At 59.8% G+C, this 18,485-nt stretch carries 18 protein-coding genes and 6 pseudogenes; 3 read left to right on the top strand and 21 right to left on the bottom strand.

Going from position 1 to position 18,485, the window contains the following annotated elements:
* Positions 1-106: 106 nt before the first annotated feature.
* Both NKI99_RS22075 and NKI99_RS22070 read right to left on the bottom strand, forming a co-directional pair.
* Positions 107-301 (bottom strand): annotated as a pseudogene (locus NKI99_RS22075) (IS21 family transposase); the annotation flags it as partial.
* 244 nt (positions 302-545) lie between these two features.
* A complete protein-coding gene (locus NKI99_RS22070) occupies positions 546-887 on the bottom strand; it encodes an Lrp/AsnC family transcriptional regulator (protein WP_352611940.1) in 342 nt (113 codons plus the stop codon).
* Positions 888-932: 45 nt separating this feature from the next.
* Here NKI99_RS22070 and NKI99_RS22065 point away from each other — a divergent pair, with 45 nt between their 5' ends.
* A complete protein-coding gene (locus tag NKI99_RS22065) occupies positions 933-1,244 on the top strand; it encodes a cupin domain-containing protein (RefSeq protein ID WP_352611939.1) in 312 nt (103 codons plus the stop codon).
* Positions 1,245-1,262: 18 nt separating this feature from the next.
* Here the strand turns inward: NKI99_RS22065 and NKI99_RS22060 are convergent.
* The 13 genes and pseudogenes from NKI99_RS22060 to NKI99_RS22000 form a co-directional block, all read right to left on the bottom strand.
* A pseudogene (locus NKI99_RS22060) lies at positions 1,263-1,613 on the bottom strand (transposase); the annotation flags it as partial.
* A gap of 555 nt (positions 1,614-2,168) precedes the next feature.
* The gene (locus tag NKI99_RS22055; protein ID WP_352611938.1) at positions 2,169-2,687 is read right to left on the bottom strand and encodes an RES family NAD+ phosphorylase; all 519 of its coding nucleotides are present in this window, start codon (positions 2,685-2,687) and stop codon (positions 2,169-2,171) included.
* Positions 2,677-2,895 (bottom strand): annotated as a pseudogene (locus NKI99_RS22050) (transposase); the annotation flags it as partial. The gene NKI99_RS22055 and the pseudogene NKI99_RS22050, both read right to left, overlap by 11 nt.
* Before the next feature lie 60 nt (positions 2,896-2,955).
* Positions 2,956-3,174 carry a hypothetical protein gene (locus tag NKI99_RS22045; RefSeq protein ID WP_352611937.1) on the bottom strand — a complete coding sequence of 73 codons (219 nt, stop codon included), beginning with the start codon at positions 3,172-3,174 and terminating at the stop codon, positions 2,956-2,958.
* 28 nt (positions 3,175-3,202) lie between these two features.
* On the bottom strand, positions 3,203-3,451 hold the full coding sequence (locus NKI99_RS22040; protein WP_352611936.1) for a helix-turn-helix domain-containing protein: 249 nt from the start codon (positions 3,449-3,451) through the stop codon (positions 3,203-3,205).
* 373 nt (positions 3,452-3,824) lie between these two features.
* Entirely contained in the window at positions 3,825-4,565 is a 741-nt protein-coding gene (locus NKI99_RS22035) for a Crp/Fnr family transcriptional regulator (RefSeq protein ID WP_352611935.1), read from the bottom strand.
* Positions 4,566-4,658: 93 nt separating this feature from the next.
* Positions 4,659-5,219 (bottom strand): PAS domain-containing protein, encoded by a 561-nt coding sequence (locus NKI99_RS22030; protein ID WP_352611934.1) that lies wholly within the window; start codon positions 5,217-5,219, stop codon positions 4,659-4,661.
* Positions 5,220-5,246: 27 nt separating this feature from the next.
* Positions 5,247-5,564: a hypothetical protein gene (locus NKI99_RS22025; RefSeq protein WP_352611933.1), complete on the bottom strand. Its 318-nt coding sequence runs from the start codon at positions 5,562-5,564 to the stop codon at positions 5,247-5,249.
* 345 nt (positions 5,565-5,909) lie between these two features.
* Positions 5,910-6,047: a LuxR C-terminal-related transcriptional regulator gene (locus NKI99_RS22020; RefSeq protein ID WP_352611980.1), complete on the bottom strand. Its 138-nt coding sequence runs from the start codon at positions 6,045-6,047 to the stop codon at positions 5,910-5,912.
* 261 nt (positions 6,048-6,308) lie between these two features.
* On the bottom strand, positions 6,309-6,587 hold the full coding sequence (locus tag NKI99_RS22015) for an SPW repeat protein (protein WP_352611979.1): 279 nt from the start codon (positions 6,585-6,587) through the stop codon (positions 6,309-6,311).
* 153 nt (positions 6,588-6,740) lie between these two features.
* Positions 6,741-7,349, bottom strand: a complete 609-nt coding sequence (locus NKI99_RS22010) for an RES family NAD+ phosphorylase (protein ID WP_352611932.1) — start codon at positions 7,347-7,349, stop codon at positions 6,741-6,743.
* Positions 7,350-8,033: an XRE family transcriptional regulator gene (locus tag NKI99_RS22005; protein WP_352611931.1), complete on the bottom strand. Its 684-nt coding sequence runs from the start codon at positions 8,031-8,033 to the stop codon at positions 7,350-7,352.
* 93 nt (positions 8,034-8,126) lie between these two features.
* Positions 8,127-9,245: an RHE_PE00001 family protein gene (locus NKI99_RS22000; RefSeq protein WP_352611930.1), complete on the bottom strand. Its 1,119-nt coding sequence runs from the start codon at positions 9,243-9,245 to the stop codon at positions 8,127-8,129.
* A 198-nt stretch (positions 9,246-9,443) separates the two neighbouring features.
* Here NKI99_RS22000 and NKI99_RS21995 point away from each other — a divergent pair, with 198 nt between their 5' ends.
* Positions 9,444-10,628 (top strand): site-specific integrase, encoded by a 1,185-nt coding sequence (locus NKI99_RS21995; protein ID WP_352611929.1) that lies wholly within the window; start codon positions 9,444-9,446, stop codon positions 10,626-10,628.
* Between the two features lie 23 nt (positions 10,629-10,651).
* On the opposite strand, the gene NKI99_RS21990 is transcribed toward NKI99_RS21995, so the two are convergent.
* Positions 10,652-11,005, bottom strand: coding sequence for a helix-turn-helix domain-containing protein (locus NKI99_RS21990; protein ID WP_352611928.1), 354 nt, complete (start codon positions 11,003-11,005; stop codon positions 10,652-10,654).
* The gene (locus tag NKI99_RS21985; RefSeq protein WP_127295706.1) at positions 11,002-11,340 is read right to left on the bottom strand and encodes a type II toxin-antitoxin system RelE/ParE family toxin; all 339 of its coding nucleotides are present in this window, start codon (positions 11,338-11,340) and stop codon (positions 11,002-11,004) included. Before NKI99_RS21985 ends, NKI99_RS21990 begins: the two co-directional genes overlap by 4 nt.
* A 159-nt stretch (positions 11,341-11,499) precedes the next feature.
* Between NKI99_RS21985 and NKI99_RS21980 the strand changes: the two are divergent.
* Positions 11,500-12,434: pseudogene (locus tag NKI99_RS21980) on the top strand (recombinase family protein).
* Positions 12,435-12,848: 414 nt separating this feature from the next.
* Here the strand turns inward: NKI99_RS21980 and repC are convergent.
* The 4 genes and pseudogenes from repC to NKI99_RS21960 all read right to left on the bottom strand — a co-directional run.
* A pseudogene (gene repC / locus NKI99_RS21975) lies at positions 12,849-14,061 on the bottom strand (plasmid replication protein RepC); the annotation flags it as partial.
* A 154-nt stretch (positions 14,062-14,215) separates the two neighbouring features.
* Positions 14,216-15,250: a plasmid partitioning protein RepB gene (repB, locus tag NKI99_RS21970; RefSeq protein WP_352611927.1), complete on the bottom strand. Its 1,035-nt coding sequence runs from the start codon at positions 15,248-15,250 to the stop codon at positions 14,216-14,218.
* A complete protein-coding gene (gene repA / locus NKI99_RS21965) occupies positions 15,247-16,428 on the bottom strand; it encodes a plasmid partitioning protein RepA (protein ID WP_352611926.1) in 1,182 nt (393 codons plus the stop codon). Before repA ends, repB begins: the two co-directional genes overlap by 4 nt.
* 1,061 nt (positions 16,429-17,489) lie before the next feature.
* A pseudogene (locus NKI99_RS21960) lies at positions 17,490-18,433 on the bottom strand (tyrosine-type recombinase/integrase); the annotation flags it as partial.
* Positions 18,434-18,485: the final 52 nt, after the last annotated feature.

Genomic DNA, 18,485 nt, shown 5'->3' with positions numbered 1-18,485 from the left:
GGTCGGTAAGTTTAGTCCTTATCCGAGCCGGTTTAAAGGCAGCGTGCATCCACCAAAGGAGGTATGGCAATTGGACTGGGGTTTCCGAAACTGTCACCAGCCGACGCACCATCTCCTGCGTTTCGCGCGGATAGGCCCGCACGAAGAACATACGGCTGTGGCAAAGCCGCATGTGCGCCACCTTCACCGTTACCGTCACGACGACGAGCAGAACGATCTCGTGGCTCCAGTCGAACTGGTAGGCCTCGCCCGGCGCAAAGCTCAACGGAATGTAGGCTCCGGCCGCGGCGGAACGCAGCCTCCAGCTTTGGATTCGCGGACAACCGCGGCGAGTACAACCTGGTTAGCGACGGGAAAGATGACTTCGCGCACCGCCCCGTCCGGTGTCGCAATGGCTGCTTCGGCGATCCGCGCCAGGATTCGCTCCTTGCCGTGAACCTTCTGAAAATCCTTCGCGATCGCCCTGACGACTCTGCCGTCGTTGCCATCTTGTGCACAGTCTCCATCAGAAGATCGGTCTCGGAAGCGCTACAGCGTCCGCAATATCATTGGGGATGGGCGCTGGAGAACAGTTCGCTCTGGCGGATCCGGTCGTTGAGCTCGCTCAATTCGGACGCAGACGGAACGACTGCTGTGACGACGGCGTCGAGTTCCCCGGCGAGCGAGTGTACCTCCGTAACGCCTTCGAGCAAGGTCAGCCAGCGCAATGCTTTGTCGCAAGGGCGCTGCGCGATTTTGACGAAGATCAGTGCCTTGACGACAAGCGTGGCTTGGTCCGACGCCACCACGCGGTAGCCTTCTATGACGCCGCCCGCTTCCATTCGTGTGATGTGGTCCTGAACCGCGGTTCGCGACAGGCCGATCTCACGGCCGATGGCTGCCGCCACGCATGAGTATAGGCTTTCACCGACGGATAGAAGGGAGATCAGCGAATGCGAACCATTGTTCCAAGGACTTTCACCGGCTCCAAAGCATGGGAGGCGTTGGATGTCGAAAGGATCGAGGACGTCACCATACGTCTCCATTGGACCGATCAGCCCTACATATGGCACGTCAATGACGGGCCGGAAGTCTTCGTCGTGCTTGACGGGAAAGTAGACATGCACACACGTGAGAAGGGCGTCGAAAGCATCCATCGGCTGGGTGTTGGAGACATCTTCCACGCGCAGGACGGAGACGAGCATGTGGCGCACCCGATAGGCAATGCGCGCGTGCTCGTCATCGAACGGGCCGGCAGCATCTGACGCCTATATGCGTTTGCTGCGAACACGCTTCAGATGACGTAGGAAGGCCCGACGGTCGGCCAGGTGCGTCGCCGATCCGAAGAAGGCGAGCCGACTGTCGTCGTGGAGCGCGACCAGCCGGGTCAGGAACAGACGGCGGAACAGCTTGCCCAGTACTCTGACTGGGAGAAGGAAGGCCGGCCGCGACGATATCCATCGGCTCCCGTCCGGCGCGATGCCGCCGCCCGGCACGATCATGTGGACGTGCGGATGATGGGTCATCGCCGAGCCCCAGCTGTGGAGGACGGCGGTGATGCCGATGCGCGCGCCGAGATGTTTCGGATCGGCCGCAATTGTCAGCATCGTCTCCGATGCCGCCTTGAACAACAGCACTTGCCGCCGGCCGCCGAATCCGGCCCTTGCTTTCGAAGACATGACTCTCCGTGCGGCGTATGCCGATGAAATCGGGACGGCTCTTTGCGGCTGGCAGGGACGCGCCCGTCTTCGTAAGCGGAGTAGTCGGTGAAGTCCATGTGCAACTCGATAGCCCACCCACATGGACGAGATATTCAATCTTCATCCTGTCTTGCGCGTACCAATGGGTGAATGCCTCGCCGAGCAGGAACGAAACACCGACCTTCTCCGACTGCTCGAGATTGCGGAAGTAAAGCGTCGTGTTTAGCGTATTGTCGAGATAGCCAGTCGCCAGGCGACCAGCATTCGTTCCCTCACCTACCCACGACGCGCACGGCCGCCCTTCGGCTCGGATACCCCACGGGTCAGTAGTGACCGGATAATGTGCGCGCGCGTTGCGGTCAGTGCGAGTTCAGCTTCTTGAAACGTCCCGAGAAATTCACCGACGTAATGTCCCCGGCCATCGTCAGGCAGCTCCTCGAAGGGAGACACCAATAGACTGCAGAGCAGCTATCAGGTCTGGGTGCCGCACTAGATTTGTTGCTGGTGACGCGCCCAGCTTTCCCTCAATGGCTCTATCGTAAACGGCCACACATCGGCGGATGTGAGACGGGATGCATAAAGCAGGCCGTCAATCGCGAAGGCGCCATGAATCGCCGCGCTGAGTTGTCGCCCTCGCCAATGTTTTTTGGCTCGAGCGGCGTCAGTGCTGACTCCCAACCTGAGGAGGCCCGTGGTCCGCAGATCGAGTACCGTGAGCGGAGAAGTCGCCGTAATCTCCGCTACGGCCCACTCGTCGATCTCGCTTTGATCAAGGACACGCTTCATCCTGCCCTCGAACCTATCCCGGACGATGGTCTCGGCAATTGCCGTTGCAAGGTCGCGGGCGATGTAGACGAGTTGAAACGTCCTATCCGGACTTGAGAAGCGTGTGTGTCCAAAACCCATCACCAGCGGCGTCGCCATATGCGCGGCGCGCATCACGCGGAGGTATGAACGCGGCTGAAATCCGAGAGCGAGGTCCGCGACTGTCTTGGGATCAAGCTTCACGATACAGGAGCCAGGCGCCCCTTTGGCGGACCAGTTGGGCGGCGCGCTCGTTCTTGTGGAAGGCGACATTGTCGAGAATGACGACATCGCCGGGCGACAGTTCGGGAGCGAGCTGCGTTTCGACGTAGTGTTCGAAGATGGTGCCATTCATCGGCGCGTTGACGATCCACGGCGCGACAAGACCGTGGCATCGTAGCCCAGCGATGAAGGTCTGCGTCTGCCATTTGCCGAATGGCGCATGCGTCCTGAAGCGCTCGCCCTTCGGCGCCTAGCCGGTGCGTTTGGTCAGTTTGGTGTTGGTCGACGTCTCATCGATGAAGATCAGCCGCGCCAAGGCCTTGTTGAAGAAGCGCTTTCGCCGCCCGATCCACAGTTCGCGCGCCTGGCGCACGTCGGCCCGCTGCTGCTCGCTGGCCAGTAGAGTTTTTTTATGACTGAGCCCAAGGCGATTGAGCAAGCGACCGACATTGGAGCGGTGCACGCTCACACCGCGCCCCTCCAGTTCGACGCAAAGCTCATCCAGTCAATTCGCCGGTCTCGGCCAACCGCAAGCGGACAAACTCGGCATGCCGCTCAAGCTTCCCGCCGCCCACATGGCCCTGCCGGCGCGCTTCAAGTGAACCGGTCTGCCTGCGCAGCTTGATCAGATTATTCACAAAGCGAGGCGAAACGCGGAAATGGCGCGCAGCCTCGCGGTGACCATGGCCCTCATCAACATACGCAACAACACGCCGACGCAACTCAAGCGGTAGCGGCTTGCCCATCGCGGTCTCCTTTCAACCGCAATGAATCACGAACTCAAATCAAGGGGAATCCTGAATCCCTTAAATCGCGACAACGCTTGAGAAGCGTCGCACAATAGCTGAACGATCCAAAGGATACACAGCTGATCCTGCACATGCTGGATCCAGGCGACGCAACTCGCCACGGGCCGGCATCAACGATGTGCAGGAACGGCCGAAGACACATGAAGCGATCGCCAGGGCCAAGACTGAGATCCAGCACCGCATGCTGACGCAATACCTGCCGACTGTATTTTCCGCGATCGAACGCTTCCGGGAGGCGCTCGCTTCGGCGCCCGGTCGGAAGCGACGTCGATGTCGTAACCTTTCGGTCGCCTTCCGGATCGCTAAAACATCAGGCGCCGTAAACCGACATGCTTCTACAATCGACGTAATCGCTCTCGAATCCAGCAAGCTTCGTCAGGCCCTGCTGATCGAGCACGCGAACATGGCTTTTGCGGAATTCGAGAACCTTGCGCTCGCGCAGTTCCCGCAGCATTCGGTTGACATGAATGGGAGTGAGGCCGAGGGCGTCCGCGAGATCGTACTGGGTGAGAGGGCATTCATAACTGTGGCGGGTGACGGAGCCGATTCTTTCCAGACGCGCCTCCAGTTCGAGGAACAGATGCGCTGTCCGCGCCAAGGCGCTGCGCCGTCCCACGTTGGTGAGATGTTGAGCGATGACCGCTGCATTGTGCACGAGGGTTTCGACAACAAGGGAGAACAGACGGGGCGACTGCATAGCAGCTACGGTAAATGTCTTGGTCGAAGCCACCAGAACCGAAAGTTCGGCTTGAGCCACAAACGTTTCAAGAGCCCTGCCCGTATAGAACTGAGGTAGGACGATGTCGCCTGTCAGCGCAAAATCCAGGATCTGTCGCTGCCCGCCCGCGAGCTCATGAGAAATGCACCCCCAGCCCGACTCGACAATGAACATGCGATCGCAGGCCTCGCCCTGATTGACGATGACCGTCTCCGCTGGATAGCGCTTCGGCGTGAACCCAAGTGCCTTGATTAGCGCTGTCGGCGTCTTTAAATCCGACGTGCGACGGAATATTTTCGATTCCGTGCAACGACGGCTGTGGAGTGATGCCATGTACTACCCCCGCCCAAGAGCTACCTCCCATCTACTTCCCCAAAGGACTGTACATCAAATTTTATGGGATGAGTATCTGTTCCAAGGACCCCACTATTGGAAGATGTGACGATTAGATTTCTCGCTGGAAACGCACAGGTTCAGCCGGCTTGCCGACGCCAGGATTTTGAAATTTCTAGAGAGGCTCGGGAGATGATCTTCGCTGGCGGCGCGCAGGGCGCCGCGAGCCGCTCGTCCCCAGACGCAGTGATTCTGCGCGCGGACCTCGTCGTCGATGTCGAAGTTAACGCCGTACCAGCGAAGGATTGTTGCGTCTTCGTCGCGCAACGGTTCGAAGCGCGAATCGATCCAGCGATATTCGCAATCCTTCCGGCACAGCCGACCTCTGTGCTGGAGTGGCTCTCCCCAGGCAAATGACTTCTGAAGCACGGCCTTGACGCCCGCCTGGTCATCCGGATGGAACAACTCAACATGCGAGGCGAACTGCCGCGTGCCTCGCGGATCAGCAGCCTGAGCTCCCTCTCGCTCCTGCGTAGCGGTCTCCGCTTTGCGCCAGTCGTCTATGTTCTCCGTATGGCCATGCCAGCCGACGATTCGCCCCTGGTCATTGGGCGAGGCAACACCGGTATCGCGAAACCGCTGATAGGTGCCCATCGAGCCGGCGCAAATGCCTTTCTTCGATCATAGGTCTAGGCTGTGGCGCCATTGCGCCATGCTCGCCTCGACATCGTCGGGATGGACAAATCTCCGCCACCAAGAAAAGTCGTCGGCATCCATGATCGCGCGCATTTCCTCAACCGTGACGCCAATGTACCCAAGGGCTGCGGGAGTGAGAAACCGAAGGCGTCCGTCCGGACAGGCGGACCAGGCGATGCCCGGAATATCGGCAATGCCCGACCCGGCGCCCTGGTAAAGCGGGTCATAGAAGCTGATGGTCCCGAGGATTCTTACCACCAGCCAAAGTGCAAACGCCCGAAACAAACGCCGCGAACCGAGCAAGACCGTTCTCTGTGACGTATTCCGGCGACAGCAGGATAGCCGCTGACACCAAGCTGGCGGCTACTACGGCACCCAATCCCGCCTTTCCAGCCCATGCGGACGCAGGCAATTGCGACCACGACCAACAGGTCGGATGGCTCATGGGTTAAAAGCGTAACAAAAACGCATCCAACGCTAATCGCGGCAGCCATGGCGCGGCGCTGCCGCGATGAAGTTAGTTCCATCTGATGCCTTCTGGATCCGCTTCCCCGGCCGACCTGTCATCGTGGCCGCGTCTACTCAGTTCGCAAAGCGCCCCGTTTTTTACCGATTCTGCGACTGCTTTCCCGGCAGCCGAAGCCATCTTCAACTGGCACTGAAATAGGTTGGAAGCGGCTGACAATCGTTGAATGGATGTGAGACGGACCGCGCCTTTTTCTTCTTCATCATATTGGTCCGATGGACGTTCACAGTCACTTCGCTAAAACCAAGATCGACCGCAATCTCCTTTTATCGCGCCGGAGACCACGAATCCAGGGCTGAGGAAAACGACAACTTCTCCTATCTGACGTGACGGAAGCATTGAGGCCATGCAACACGACAAAGGATAATTAGGCATGGAGGTTTTTTTGACAGACTTAGCCTGAGTATAGGGCTCCATCTGGTTTGAGCGCTGCAGCCGTGCAGCAGCGTTGGAGGCGCCGAGGCGTAGGAGGCAAGCCGAAACTCCCATTGCCGCGCCGCGGCGCCCTCCGGGCAACAGAGTTAGTTGGAACTCGAATGAGCTTGCGCCCTGCGACTCGCCACGAGTTGCGCCGCAGCTATTGTCGCTACGCAACCCCCGACCAGGACATGCGTCCACATCGGCCCCTGCGCCGATCCGAAGCCGAGCAGAAATGGAGCGACCACCGCCCAGCACCCCAAGGTGAGGTTGGACCATTCCGTCCAGTCGCCGTAGCGGTAGAGGGCCACGGCAGAGCTGCACACAATCAGCGCGCCCACGACCCCAGCGTCCCAAGCCGCAGCAGGTAGCCCCACGAACATGATCGCGGCGAAGGCCAAGCCTGCGCCGAGAATAGGTTGGTCCATTCCAACCCTTGTTTGGTGCATCATTTCTCATTTTCATCTCCTTCTTCAGCCGTGCCACGGAGGTGGCCGGTACGCGGAGAATGGGGCAGTCCCAGGTACCCGCCAATTCTACGCAGGCACCTGTTCGTCGATGCTAAAGTCTAGGGCCTCCAGGCGCGCGCCGAGAAGGCTCACAACATGCTTCGCCTGCAGCTTCGGTACCGCGCGATCGTAAATGGCAAGATTGGTCGCCTCGTTGAGGCGCGAGGGATAAATGATCCCGTCGGGCTCAGATGGGTGTTCGTGAAACGCCAGTGACCACCGGCGTGCCAGGTTCTGGCGCTGTGCCCGAACGACATCGGTTGGCACACCCATCCGAACGGCATTGTCGCCTCTGAGATCGACCAGGCGTAGGTCTGTCGTGGTCGCGATCTCCGCATAGCGCCGCTGGGTCAGTTCCACCTCCTCTATTGGAAGATCGTCAAGGATTCCTTCGCGGCGATCGCGGAGCACGGTCTCGAGGAAGCACACCTTCAGGGAGTCACCGAGGTAAAGAACGCCAAACCGGTTAGCGTCAACGCGGCGTCGAGGATCGCTGAATCGGCTCGGCGACTTCCCGTATCCCAACGGATCGGGATAGGTGCTCCAGTAGATTCGACCGAATGTCCGACCCTGCGGTATGGTCTCGATTTCGAGCTTTGCACGCCCGAAATCGGGTGGAGGTGGAACGCCCGGCATTCAGTAGAAATCGCCCCTGGCCATGCCTTCCGCCGCGGCCAAAACCGAGGCGTCATCGCCTTGTTGAAGGGCTCGAAGGCCGGTCCGGCCATCGAGGGCGCCATGGCGCGACACCAGAAACCGATAGACGGCCCAGGCACTATTGCCCAACATGGCATGCAGCGCCGGCAATGCGCCGAAGGGACGACCGTCCTTGTCGAGTTGCCAGACAGGAAAGCGGAAACCGCGCTTGGCGCCATCGATCCCGAGCACCTGTCCGCTTTGCCGCCTGGCGTTGACCGTCACCCGCGACGTGCCGAGCAGCTTGGCAAAGGCATCCGCGCTCAGCATGTCCTCGCCGGCGACAATTTCGGCGACACGCTTGCGGCCACGCGCGCGCGCTCCGGCAAGAGCCGCCTCGAGATCGGCATCCATGCCCGTGTCCTCGACGGGAAAGATGTCGTCTGAGGCGATCGGTTGCTCTTCGACCGGCGTGATCGTCTGCGCATCAGCCGCCGCATCGACCTCTACCCGAAACGATACGCGATGGCCGATCTTGCGGCTGCGAGCGATCGCTTCCTGATAGCGTTCGAGCACTACCTTCTTGAAGACTGCCTGTGCCGGCAGCTTCGTGGTGAAACTCAGGGCGGCGACTGCCGCATGCGATGCGGTCCCGTTATGATTGCTGCGTTTTGGAGCGGCCATGATGAGAACCTCCTGCTATCACCCAATATGGTTGCAGATCGCAAGTTCGTTAAGTTCGATAATTTCGTAAAGTTGGTAGCAAATGGCTGCGGACTAAACAATTCCCCATGCCCGAAACCTTCCCCTGCCCGTCATCTCGCGCAGGCCAAGCTCGCCGATCAGGTTGAGCGCCCCCTGCTTTGTCACCTTTAGCCGCTCCTGGATCATGCCCGTCGAGACGAGCGGCCGCGATATGACGAGCTCGACCAGGCCGGGCAGTTTCGAGCTGGCGCGTCGTTGTTTGAGCCGCCGTTCCATCTGGCTTTTGGCCAGCACCAGCCGATCGTGTTCCTTCAGGCCAGCCACTGCTGCGTCGTGAATGGCATCGAGCAAGGCGAGCAGCCGATCGCCGCGATTGCGCGCCCGCCGCCGCTCGCGCGGAATGTTTTTCGCCCCGAGATGCAGGCTGGCGAGATGGTGGGCGGCGAGCCCTTCCTGGCGCAGCAGCGCGGCAACCAGCAGTGGCCCGAGCCACGTGGCATGCTGCAGCACCTCGATGTCCGACCAGGCTTCGAGCAGGATCGCCGCTTGTAGGACGACTGGCAGATCGCGCGTCCTGGCGATCACAGCCTGCCATTCAGCCAGCCGCTCTTCTTCATTCCAGTCGAGATCGTAAATCAGGTCCGGCCGGTCGTCGGGGCGCGCCGCTTTCGCCGGCACGTCGGCGCCGCTGAGAATCTTCGACGAGCGCGCCAGGACGGCATCGATCTCGGCAAATTCTTCGGCCAGCAGATCGGCCTCAGCGTCATCGCGATCGTCGGCTTCCACAGAGGCAGTTCCAGCCCCCTCCCCGTCCCGGCTTTTTTGGCTCGCCGCCGGCATGGCGCCGCCGCGACCGGTCAGCGCCAAAAAACCGTCGCGGCTGAGCGCCCAGTCCGGCTTTTGCGCAAAAATCCGCCGGCGGGTTCGCAGCACCGCGTGCGCCCGGGTGAGTTCGTGGGTCGGGGTGCGGATGTCCATGTGGGCATCGTGCAGCACGAGGTCGTCGATGTGGACGAGTTCGCCCTCGAGCCAGAGCGCGGAAGCCGCGTCGGCAAAATGCTGGCGCTCGACAAAGCCGTCGCGGACCGGCGAACGGGCGACCCGCTCGTCGAGGCGGACCAAAACCGCGGTCGCGCGGGCAACCGGCCCGATCAGGGTTTCCAGGGGCAGTTTGTCGAGCGTGTAAGCCATTGTTTTCATGATGGCTGATTCGCGTTGGTCAAGCTAGTGGGCGTCTACCTGGACTTACGTCGTATTTCTTCAGAGAGAAATAACACTATCGATAATCACCTCTTATCGATAGTGATGGCTTTGGCAGCCAAAAGGCGCTAGATTCGGCGCAAAGCACGGCCACGAAGGCCGTGGAATCCGCCTGGAGGGCCCCCATTGATGCCAAAAACCTCCCCCCGCGCCGGCGTTCGGCAAAAGAACACAGAACTGGTGGCGCGGCGCGCCGAAGCCCTCGACCCGCTCGATTCCGTGCTGCCCTTCGACCGTCGCGATTTTCTCGCCGGGCTGTTGACCGACGACGACGTCGAGACGCTGCGCCATCTGGCAAAAGAAGGCATCGGCGACAATTCCCTGCGGGCGCTGGCCTCCGACCTCGGCTATCTCGAAGCCTGGTCGCTTGCCGCGACAGGACAGCCGCTGCCGTGGCCGGCGCCGGAGGCGCTGCTGATCAAATTCGTCGCCCACCACCTCTGGGATCCTTCTCGGCGCGATCTCCTGTCCACGCACGGCATGCCGGAGGACGTGACTGCGGCGCTGAAGGAGGAGGGTTTGTTGCGGGTTGATGGCCCGCATGCGCCCTCCACGGTGCGCCGGCGGCTGTCGAGCTGGTCGACCCTGACCAAATGGCGCGGTCTTAGGGGAAAATTCAACGCGCCGGGGTTGCAAAGCGCGATCAAGCTGGCGGTGCGCGCCAGCGCCCGTCCGCGCGGCCGCAAAAGCAAAAAGGCGGTGACCGCCGATATTCTCGCCGCCCTGCTGAAGGCCTGCGCCGGGGAAAAACTCGTCGATCTGCGCGACCGCGCCCTTCTCATCACCGCGTTCGCCTCCGGCGGCCGCCGCCGCAGCGAAATTTCTGCTCTGCGGGTAGAACAGCTGGTCGAGGAAGACCCCGTGCCGGCCGATCCGAAGGCTTCTGGCGGCGACACACTGCCGTGCCTTAGGATCCGGCTCGGCCGAACCAAGACGACGCAGGCCGACAGCGACGCCTTCGTGCTGCTGGTCGGCCGGCCGGTGCTGGCCTTGAAAGACTGGCTTGAGCGGGCCGCTATTACGGAGGGCGCCGTGTTTCGCGGCATCGACCGCTGGGGCAATCTCGAAAAACGCGCTTTGACACCGCAGGCCGTCAACCTGATCCTCAAACGCCGCGTCGCCGAGGCCGGGCTCGACCCGCAGGCCTTCTCAGCCCACGGGCTGCGCTCCGGCTATCTCACCGAAACCGCGCGTCGCGGCATTCCGCTGCCCGAAGCCATGCAGCAGTCGCAACACCGCTCCGTCCAGCAGGCGTCGAACTACTACAATGACGCCGAACGCACGCTCGGGCAGGCGGCGCGGGTGATCACATAGTCGTAGCTGATTGAAGTTGCTTGTCAGTGAGACGCCGCAGGTGAACCGCGCGTTTGGTCGATCTCACCACTTTCCCCAGTCAGGGCTCGCAGAACAGCTTCCGGCTCCCGCTCCATGATCCGAAGCAGCGTGCGCGCAGCGCCACTGGGCTGCCTCTTCCCCTGCTCCCATTTCCTGTAGCCCGACGGACTGGTCCCGAGGACGGTCGCCATCTGGTCCTGTGTAAGGTCCAGCCTCTTGCGGATCGCCTTCGCATCAACTGTGCCGACATCAACCGCATGGGCCTGCATTCCCGGAACGTCCTTGCCCTGAGCGTGAGCCAGCGCCTCGGACATCGCCTGGATCAGGTCCGCTCCGAACTTCGTCATCTCGCTCATATCTTGCTCCTGTTTGCTGCTTTGATCGCTTTCGCGAACGCGGCTACGGCCTTGGCCTCTTCCGGCTTCAAGTCGGTCTTCTCGTTCTTTCCATATGCAAGAAGCGCATAGATTGGCGCCTCATCGCTGTACCAGTAGTAAATCACGCGGGCTCCACCGCGTTTGCCTTTTCCCTTGGCGGCGAACCGCAATTTGCGAACACCACCCGCACCGGGAATTTCATCCCCCGCCTGGGGGTTTGCCGCCAGGAAATCGATCAGTTCCCTGCGCTCCTCTTCGGTGAAAAGTTCAGCAGCCTGCTTGATGAAGAGCGGCGTCTCGGCGACAGTCTGCATGCTGCTCCTTATAACCCATTGGGTTAGTAAATGGCTTGAGCAAAGGAAAAGTCAAGGAGTTTTGCGAGACTTGCTACCGCAGACGCCTCCAACTGATCGTTTATTGATATCTTCGGTGTTTGTACAAACGCCTCTTTCCCCTGCTGAAAGACGCCGCAAATGGCCGGTGAAGCGCAAGATCGACGCTCCGGACGACCAAGAGGCCGGCAAATCGGCTACGCGCGCGTGTCCACGGACGAACAAGCGACGGAAGCGCAGGAGATTGAGCTGCGATCGGCCGGTTGTGACATCGTCGTTCAGGAACATAGATCGGGCGCGTCGAGAGCTCGCCCGGCCCTACTGCGGTTGATGAGCGACATCGGCGCCGGCGATGTCTTGGTCGTCGTGCGTCTCGAGCGCCTTGCGCGCTCGGTCAGCCACCTTCTTCAGGTGATCGAGGATCTGACTGAGAAGGGCGCGCGCATTTCCGATCTCTGCGAGATCCAATCGACACGTCGACGCCACAGGGCATGTTTTCGCTACAGGTACTCGGCGCCGTTGCGCAGCTCGAGCGTGCCCTGATTTCGGAGCGAACCAAGGCCGGCATCATCGCTGCACGATCCAAGGGGCGACTGCCAGGCAATCCTGGTATCCGGGAGCGCAGGCCCGAAGCCCTGGCGAAAATGACCGCGTTACAAAAGGCGGCTTATGGCCGACGGCTACGGTCAACTATGAACCAATGGCTTCCGACGGTCCGCCGGATGCGACCAGACCACAACTGGGACGATATCGCTCGGGTCCTGAACGAGCGCGGCTTCGACTGGACGCCTGAACGACTGCGGCGGGCAGTGAGGTGGCTCGTCACCGAGCACCTGGCCGAATCCACACTGCTAAAGCGGGCGTCTCCTCTGCCTCCCGAAGATCGCCTGATGACTCTTGTGGCAGGGATTTCGCAGTCTAACCCAGATCTGTCGCTCCGCGACATCGCTGGCCAGCTCGAGCGTCTGCATGAGCGAACCCCACGAGGAAGCGCAAAATGGTCTGCCTCATCAGTCAAGAACCTGCTCGATCGAGCCCGCCGGCTTGGACTCGCCGCCGAACTACCCGCGAGCTGACCGTCATCCCGCTGCAGAACAGTCCTCAGTTTACGGTCCGTGGCTGACGCTCAACATTCCCGAGCCGCTTGTACGCGGCCCAGGCATCAGCTGGAACAGCGCTGCCGGCCCGCGCCAGCCAAGCCGCTCGATCGGTTTCGGCGAGTGAGTTCCACCACACCATTCCGGCGGTTTCGTCGGGCGTCGGTTCCTGGTCCTGTTGGTTTTTCATGCCTTCGATGCTCTCATAAGACGGTCGTCCCGACAAGCGCTGCAGCCACCGTCGATCGAAGCCGCCCGGCTGATCAGATCCGCGCCCTGGCTTGTCGAGGCTGCGGCGCAACGCATCGCTGATTTCCAGCCGGGATTCGGTACGCACAACCTTGCCTGCCGTATCAAGATCGGCGGCAGCGGCTTCAGCTCCGGTTCCGGTCGTCTTCGACGCGTCAAGCTTGGCCCGCAACAAGGCCATCACCATCGGCCAGACCGAGAACTTTCCGACCTTTGCTCGATCTGTCAGGCTGCGCAAATAGCCGCCGGCGCTGTTGATCTGGTCCTGCCGCTGGTAGATCGCGGCAATGGTAATCGCCGCCTGCTGCTCACCCATTGCCGTTCGCGCCTCCTCCCAGGCGCTCGGGCTGACGCCCATGGACGGTCGGGCAACCTCGGCCGCGGCCAGAAATTCACGCCAGTTGCGGATTCCGCCGCCGCCCTTCACCAGCCAAAGCATGTTCGGGCAGGCATCCAGCACGATCCCTAGCGGCAGTTCGCGTTTCGGTAGGCTCCGTTCGTTGTCGGTGTCCGCAACGTTGGCACCCGCTTCATCTTTATTTCCTAAGCCGCTTTCAGATTCAAATTTAGAGTCTGGTTTTGAATTCTGTATGTGGCGCCCATTTTGGGACTCATTGGCGTCCACTTTCTGTGTTTTTACAAATGATTCCAATGCTTCACGCACCTCAGCCCAAAGGCCTTCAAGTTCTTCGGCAATCACCTCGAGAGTCTGCCTAGGTGCAGTGCGTGGTATCTGACCAACAATCGCCTGGTAGGCCTGCTGAACCCTGCCCCAGTTCGCCGGCACGCCTTCCTCAATGCCGGTGTCGATCATCTTGACGATGTCACGCCGGCATATGGTAAGCCGCTCCTTAACGAGACGAAATGCCTTCTTCTCAGATCTGACCGCATCCGCAAGATCCTTGAACTCCTCAGCGCGCGCGACGATCGGCGAGATGTCAAAGCCATAGGCTTGCTCGATCTCGCCCGCCTGCCCTTTCCGGGCGAAGCGCTTGCCGTTTGGGCTGTCCCGACGGATGATCAATCCACACTCGACCAGAACGGCCAGGTGTCGCCGTAAGGTCGTTGGGGGCATGCCATTGGCGCGGCGGATCAGCTGCTCGTTGGATGGCCATACAACCAGTTCGCTGTCGCCATAAAGCGCTGTCTCCGGATGGAACGACAACAGCGCGTCGAGAATAGCCAAAGCGCGATCGGTGGCGCCCAGAGCGATCCTGGCGTCCTTGATATCTTGGAAGACATGCCATTTGTGGACGATCGCGTCCTTCGGCACGGCCCTTGCGGTGACTTGGCTTGAAATCATGCCAAGCGTCATCGGCCGCCGCCCAAAGGGCGTCGTCGCAATATTCGTCTCCATTTTCTTTCACCCTCGATTAGGCAAAAGAAACCTGCTCGCCAAAACGACGCCAATGACTCTTGACAGTGATTCGTGGAGATGCGATTCTGAGAGTGCTTAGTTCAGAGAGAGGCTTCCACGGCTTGCCGTTCGGGGGCCTTTTTCTTTTGCGGTTTCAGACTCCTTGTTTCGTGACGGACTTCCGAAAGGCCTCAAACAGGTCGTCCAGTTGTCCGGCGATAAACGCTGCGAAACGCGATCCGTCAGCCTCTCCCACGGCAATCATGGTAGTTTTTCCGTTGTCTTTGAGGCTGACGCTGACTGTTTTGTCTGGAGCAGCCCAGGATTTCATAGCAATCTTGGGCTTTGATGGCTTGGCCGGACCCGCAGGTTCTTTGATCGCATTATGATCCGATGGAAGCGTCTCAAGCAGAATAATGAATCTGTCGTCGGACGTCGCCTCGCGGAATTTGTTTTTGCGAATAAGATCGAAAGCTTTTGCGAGTGAGCCGTCTATGGAATAGCGGTTCGAGAATTCCTGCCATCGTCCTCGACCAATCCCGGGAGCTTTACCGATCGATTGCAGTATCTCCTTGTCGACCGATGAGGCGATTTTGATCATCTCGGAGACATGCGATTTTCCTGTCGACAGCGAAGCGCAGATGGTGTCCCGTTTGTATCCCGCTTCCTGCTGCGCAAGTGCAAAAGCGCACTTCTCAATGTATGAAAGATCCTCTCGAGCGGTGTTTTCTTCGCCTTGGAAAATGACTGCTTGTTCATCAGTTAACTCGCGGACGGCCGCTTTGAATCCGATCCCAAGCTGCTTAGCTGCCGCTAATCTTCTGCGACCATAGACGATTTGAAACTCGCCATCCTTGCCTTGTACTGGCCGAACCAATCCAGGCACAATTTGACCGCGCTCCCGCATGGATTCAGTGATCTCAGCAATGGCGGAAATCTCGTAGGAGTCATCATATCGATCGGTGATAGACGACGGCCGTATTTTGTCGGGATCGAGTTCAATGATCTGTTCGCCTGACTTCAGTAACTTGTCGGCGATATCGCTACGCTCTTGCATTTGGCGAACACCAGCCGCGACCTTCATCAGGTGCGGGGATGACGTGCGGCGGCTGACGCCCTCCTCCGAATTGTCCTCCCCGAGTTGCTCCAAAACAGCAGCAAACATGCCCTTAGAATCTTTACGGCTCACTGTTCACGCCTCCATGCCATTGTGATGAGGCTTTCTATTTCCGCGTTCGCGGCATTGATCGATTCGATTGCACGATCATAAGTTTTAGGTGACGAAAACCTCGATCGTTGCACTTCATAGAGGCTCTGCTTCCAAGTGAGAGCGTCCGCAACCGCAGTGGATTTGGAGACTGAATTCAGGAGTAAATCCTCGCCAAACACTTGGCGCATTAGGGCCTGCATGTTGGCTTGCGGGTGGTCGTTGGCCTCAAACTTTGTGATGAGGAATTTGGCGAAATCCCAACGTGCGCCTGCACCAGCCTCATCCAGGATTTGCATATAAGATGCGGCCAGCTCCAAAAACTTCCCTGTGGAGTCGACATCGAGCATGTGCGCTGGAACTGGGATTAGGACCCCGGTAGCGGCAGTGAGCGACGAAAGTGTCAGGAAATTGAGTGACGGCGCACAGTCGAGAAGAACGATGTCGTAGCTATCGACGATCTGTTCGAGGGCCTGTGACACTCGAAGCAGAAAACTGGTTCCACCGCTCTTGCGCATCTCAAGGGTAACGGCCGTTTCGAATTCTGTCAGCTCAAGACCGGCGCAGATGACGTCGAATCCGATGATATGCGTCTGATGAATAATCTTTTCCGTTGGCACCGGGTCATCAAACCGAATCGCTGAGTAAAGGGTGTCACCTTCTCGGTAGTCAAATCCGGGTAACGCTCCTTGCAGACTTGTTAACGACGCCTGGGGATCCATGTCGACTGCGAGAACGCGATATCCACGTAGTGCCAACCAATGACCCAAGTGAATAGTGGTCGCTGTCTTGGACGATCCACCTTTGAAGTTCGTGATCGCGATGATCTGGCAATCCTCGCCTTTAACACGACGAGGATTGATCCATTTCTTCCGTGCCTTTTCCGCCAGGTGCATCCGAAGGTCCAGCACCTGCTCCACAGAATATAGGCGCTTTCCGGCGGTCGTTGTCTCTGGCTCAGGTCCCTGCCCTTTTAAGGAGACCTGCCGTATGTAAGCTTCGGTCACTCCTAGCAATGCTGCCACTTCCGTCGAAGTGAATTTGCGCATCGTACGAATCGCATCAGGAGGATACTGAGCCAGCGAAAGATTGTTCAGTGCCTTCTCGAGTTTCGTCGAAAAGGTATTCATGAACTGAAGGCTACTTAGATGCCGCGTCACCCAGATTCTCCTCTTGCACCCAGCGCCTATTGATAGCGACTGTGGTTAACAAGCTGTTAACGCCACGCCAACTACGCCAACTTTTCGAATTACGCGGTTTTTCCGTTACTGGAGGTATGCCCGATTCGGAGAATTCGAGCAAATGGACACAGGGCAGTTCCCAGCTGGGAACTTTTCTTTATCGCTGGCTTCTCTGTGCCGTCAAAGTTGCGCATCAGGCATTGAAAAAGACCGCTATGAAGTTGGTTACGCAGCATGGGGGCACGGGAGAGCCCCGTTGCCCGTTTTGTTCTCGTAGATAGTCGACGTTGGTGTACCCGGTTGGCCTTTGGCTTCCGCGTACGGCGGCGAGCGACCTACAGAAGCGCAGGTAGGTTTCGGCGCATGGAGAGATCCCCCCTCCCCCCGCTTTGGCGCGGCGGCGAAATTCCCGTTGTGACGGAGGCACTGAGTTCGCGCAGTCCTATGGGAGTCGCAAATACCACCGCCGGCGCGATCGCTTCCGCGTCAATCTAAATAAGGCGTCAGGATTGTAGAGTGCGGTACGCTTTGCGTCGGAGACGATGGGTTGTGTTTGTGATGCAGCCATGCCGCGCCGCTTCCGATGTCACTTCGGTGATCGCCCCAGGCTGACAAGTTAGACGCCCACTGCCCCTACCCTGCAACGAGGCATTCCTTCCGGGCCGAGCGACCCTCGCGAATGGCAACTCAGCGGCTCGGACCTGTCGCCAGGCGTGCCACGCGATTTGACAGCAATCAGCACCGTTTGGCACGTAGGCGTCCTGTCCACGCGCACTTTCCTCCAGCGTCGGGCAAGAGGCTCCTGCAGTCGCCAGGCAACTTCCCTCGGGGGCCAGTCCACGTGTCGGCGAAGGATCCTGGAGAACTCATCGAGAAGCAAACTTCTCCCACAACCCGTACTTTGAGTTCCCAGCTGGGAACAGCTCTTCAAGTTGGAGGCTTGCGACCGCACCAATAAACCTTGGAAACCCATCAACATGATGGTTGGATCTGTGGCGCCGGGGTGGATTGGCGCATCCAGAGTCACCTGCGGCTGGGGGGCGCTCGTCAACCTCGGCAGAGTACGGCGAGGCCGGCACGCAGCGAGTGGCCCGAAAACTTTGGCCGCGCTCGCCCTCGGAAAGATCACCGCGCACGCCGGCGGCCAAGGCCGCGCGTTTGACCAGCCGCGCCACCTCCTGATCGTTGAGCCGCTCGGCGCCCACAGCTTTGCCCTGCCCCGTGACGCGGCGGAAGAGGGGGCCATGCGCGATGCGGGCCAGCTTCAGCCAGGTCTGCAGGGCGACGACCGGTCAGGTGGCATCGGACGAGCCGCGGCCAATCTCGACCTCGCGCCAGCCGGTCTTGCCTCGCAGCGTAACCAGCACGCCCTTGTCCGGGAAAAATTCAATCCAGCCGCACCCGTCCTCGGTTTGATCGCGCGCAACATCGAGGCCCACGATTTCGGAGCGGCGCAAGCCGCCGGCGAAGCCCAAAAGCAAAATGGCGCGGCCGCGCAGACCGCGCAGCGTGCCTCGATCGAGCGTTTCCAGCATGGCGACAAGATCGTCGCGCAGGATGGCTTCCTTTTGACGGGGAGGGGAGGCGTGTTTATTGCGGATACCGGCGAGCACGGTGGCGATATGCCGGTCCTTCCGGTCGAGCGGTTGACCGCGTTGCGTATAGTTCCAGGTCAGCGACGACAGGCGGCGCTCAATGGTCGACACAGACTTTTTGTCCCGTTCCGATCCTGAGGCCTGGGCCGTGATGTAGAGGCCGACGACTTGTGGATCTGGCGGCAGCGGATCAAACGCTTGGCGCCGGCACCAGGCGCAAAAAATCGCGCGCGGTCGGCCAGCTTTTCGAGATGGGCAGGCAGTGATGCTTGTCGCGAGTCGAGGACCTGCGTGGGAGGGGAGGGAGCCTCATCCGGGTGCCCCATTTCCATGACGACGTCGACAATGTCAGGCAGGTCGCTGGTGTCGACCGCGTCCATGGGCGTCATGAAATTACTGGGACTGCCCATCGAAACTCTCGATCATTTGAATGTCACAGCG

The sequence above is a fragment of the Mesorhizobium sp. M0239 genome, from assembly GCF_040321815.1.
Classification (GTDB): Bacteria; Pseudomonadota; Alphaproteobacteria; order Rhizobiales; family Rhizobiaceae; genus Mesorhizobium.
Note: the sequence above shows the minus strand (reverse complement) of the source record. Positions and strands in the feature narration are given on the sequence as shown.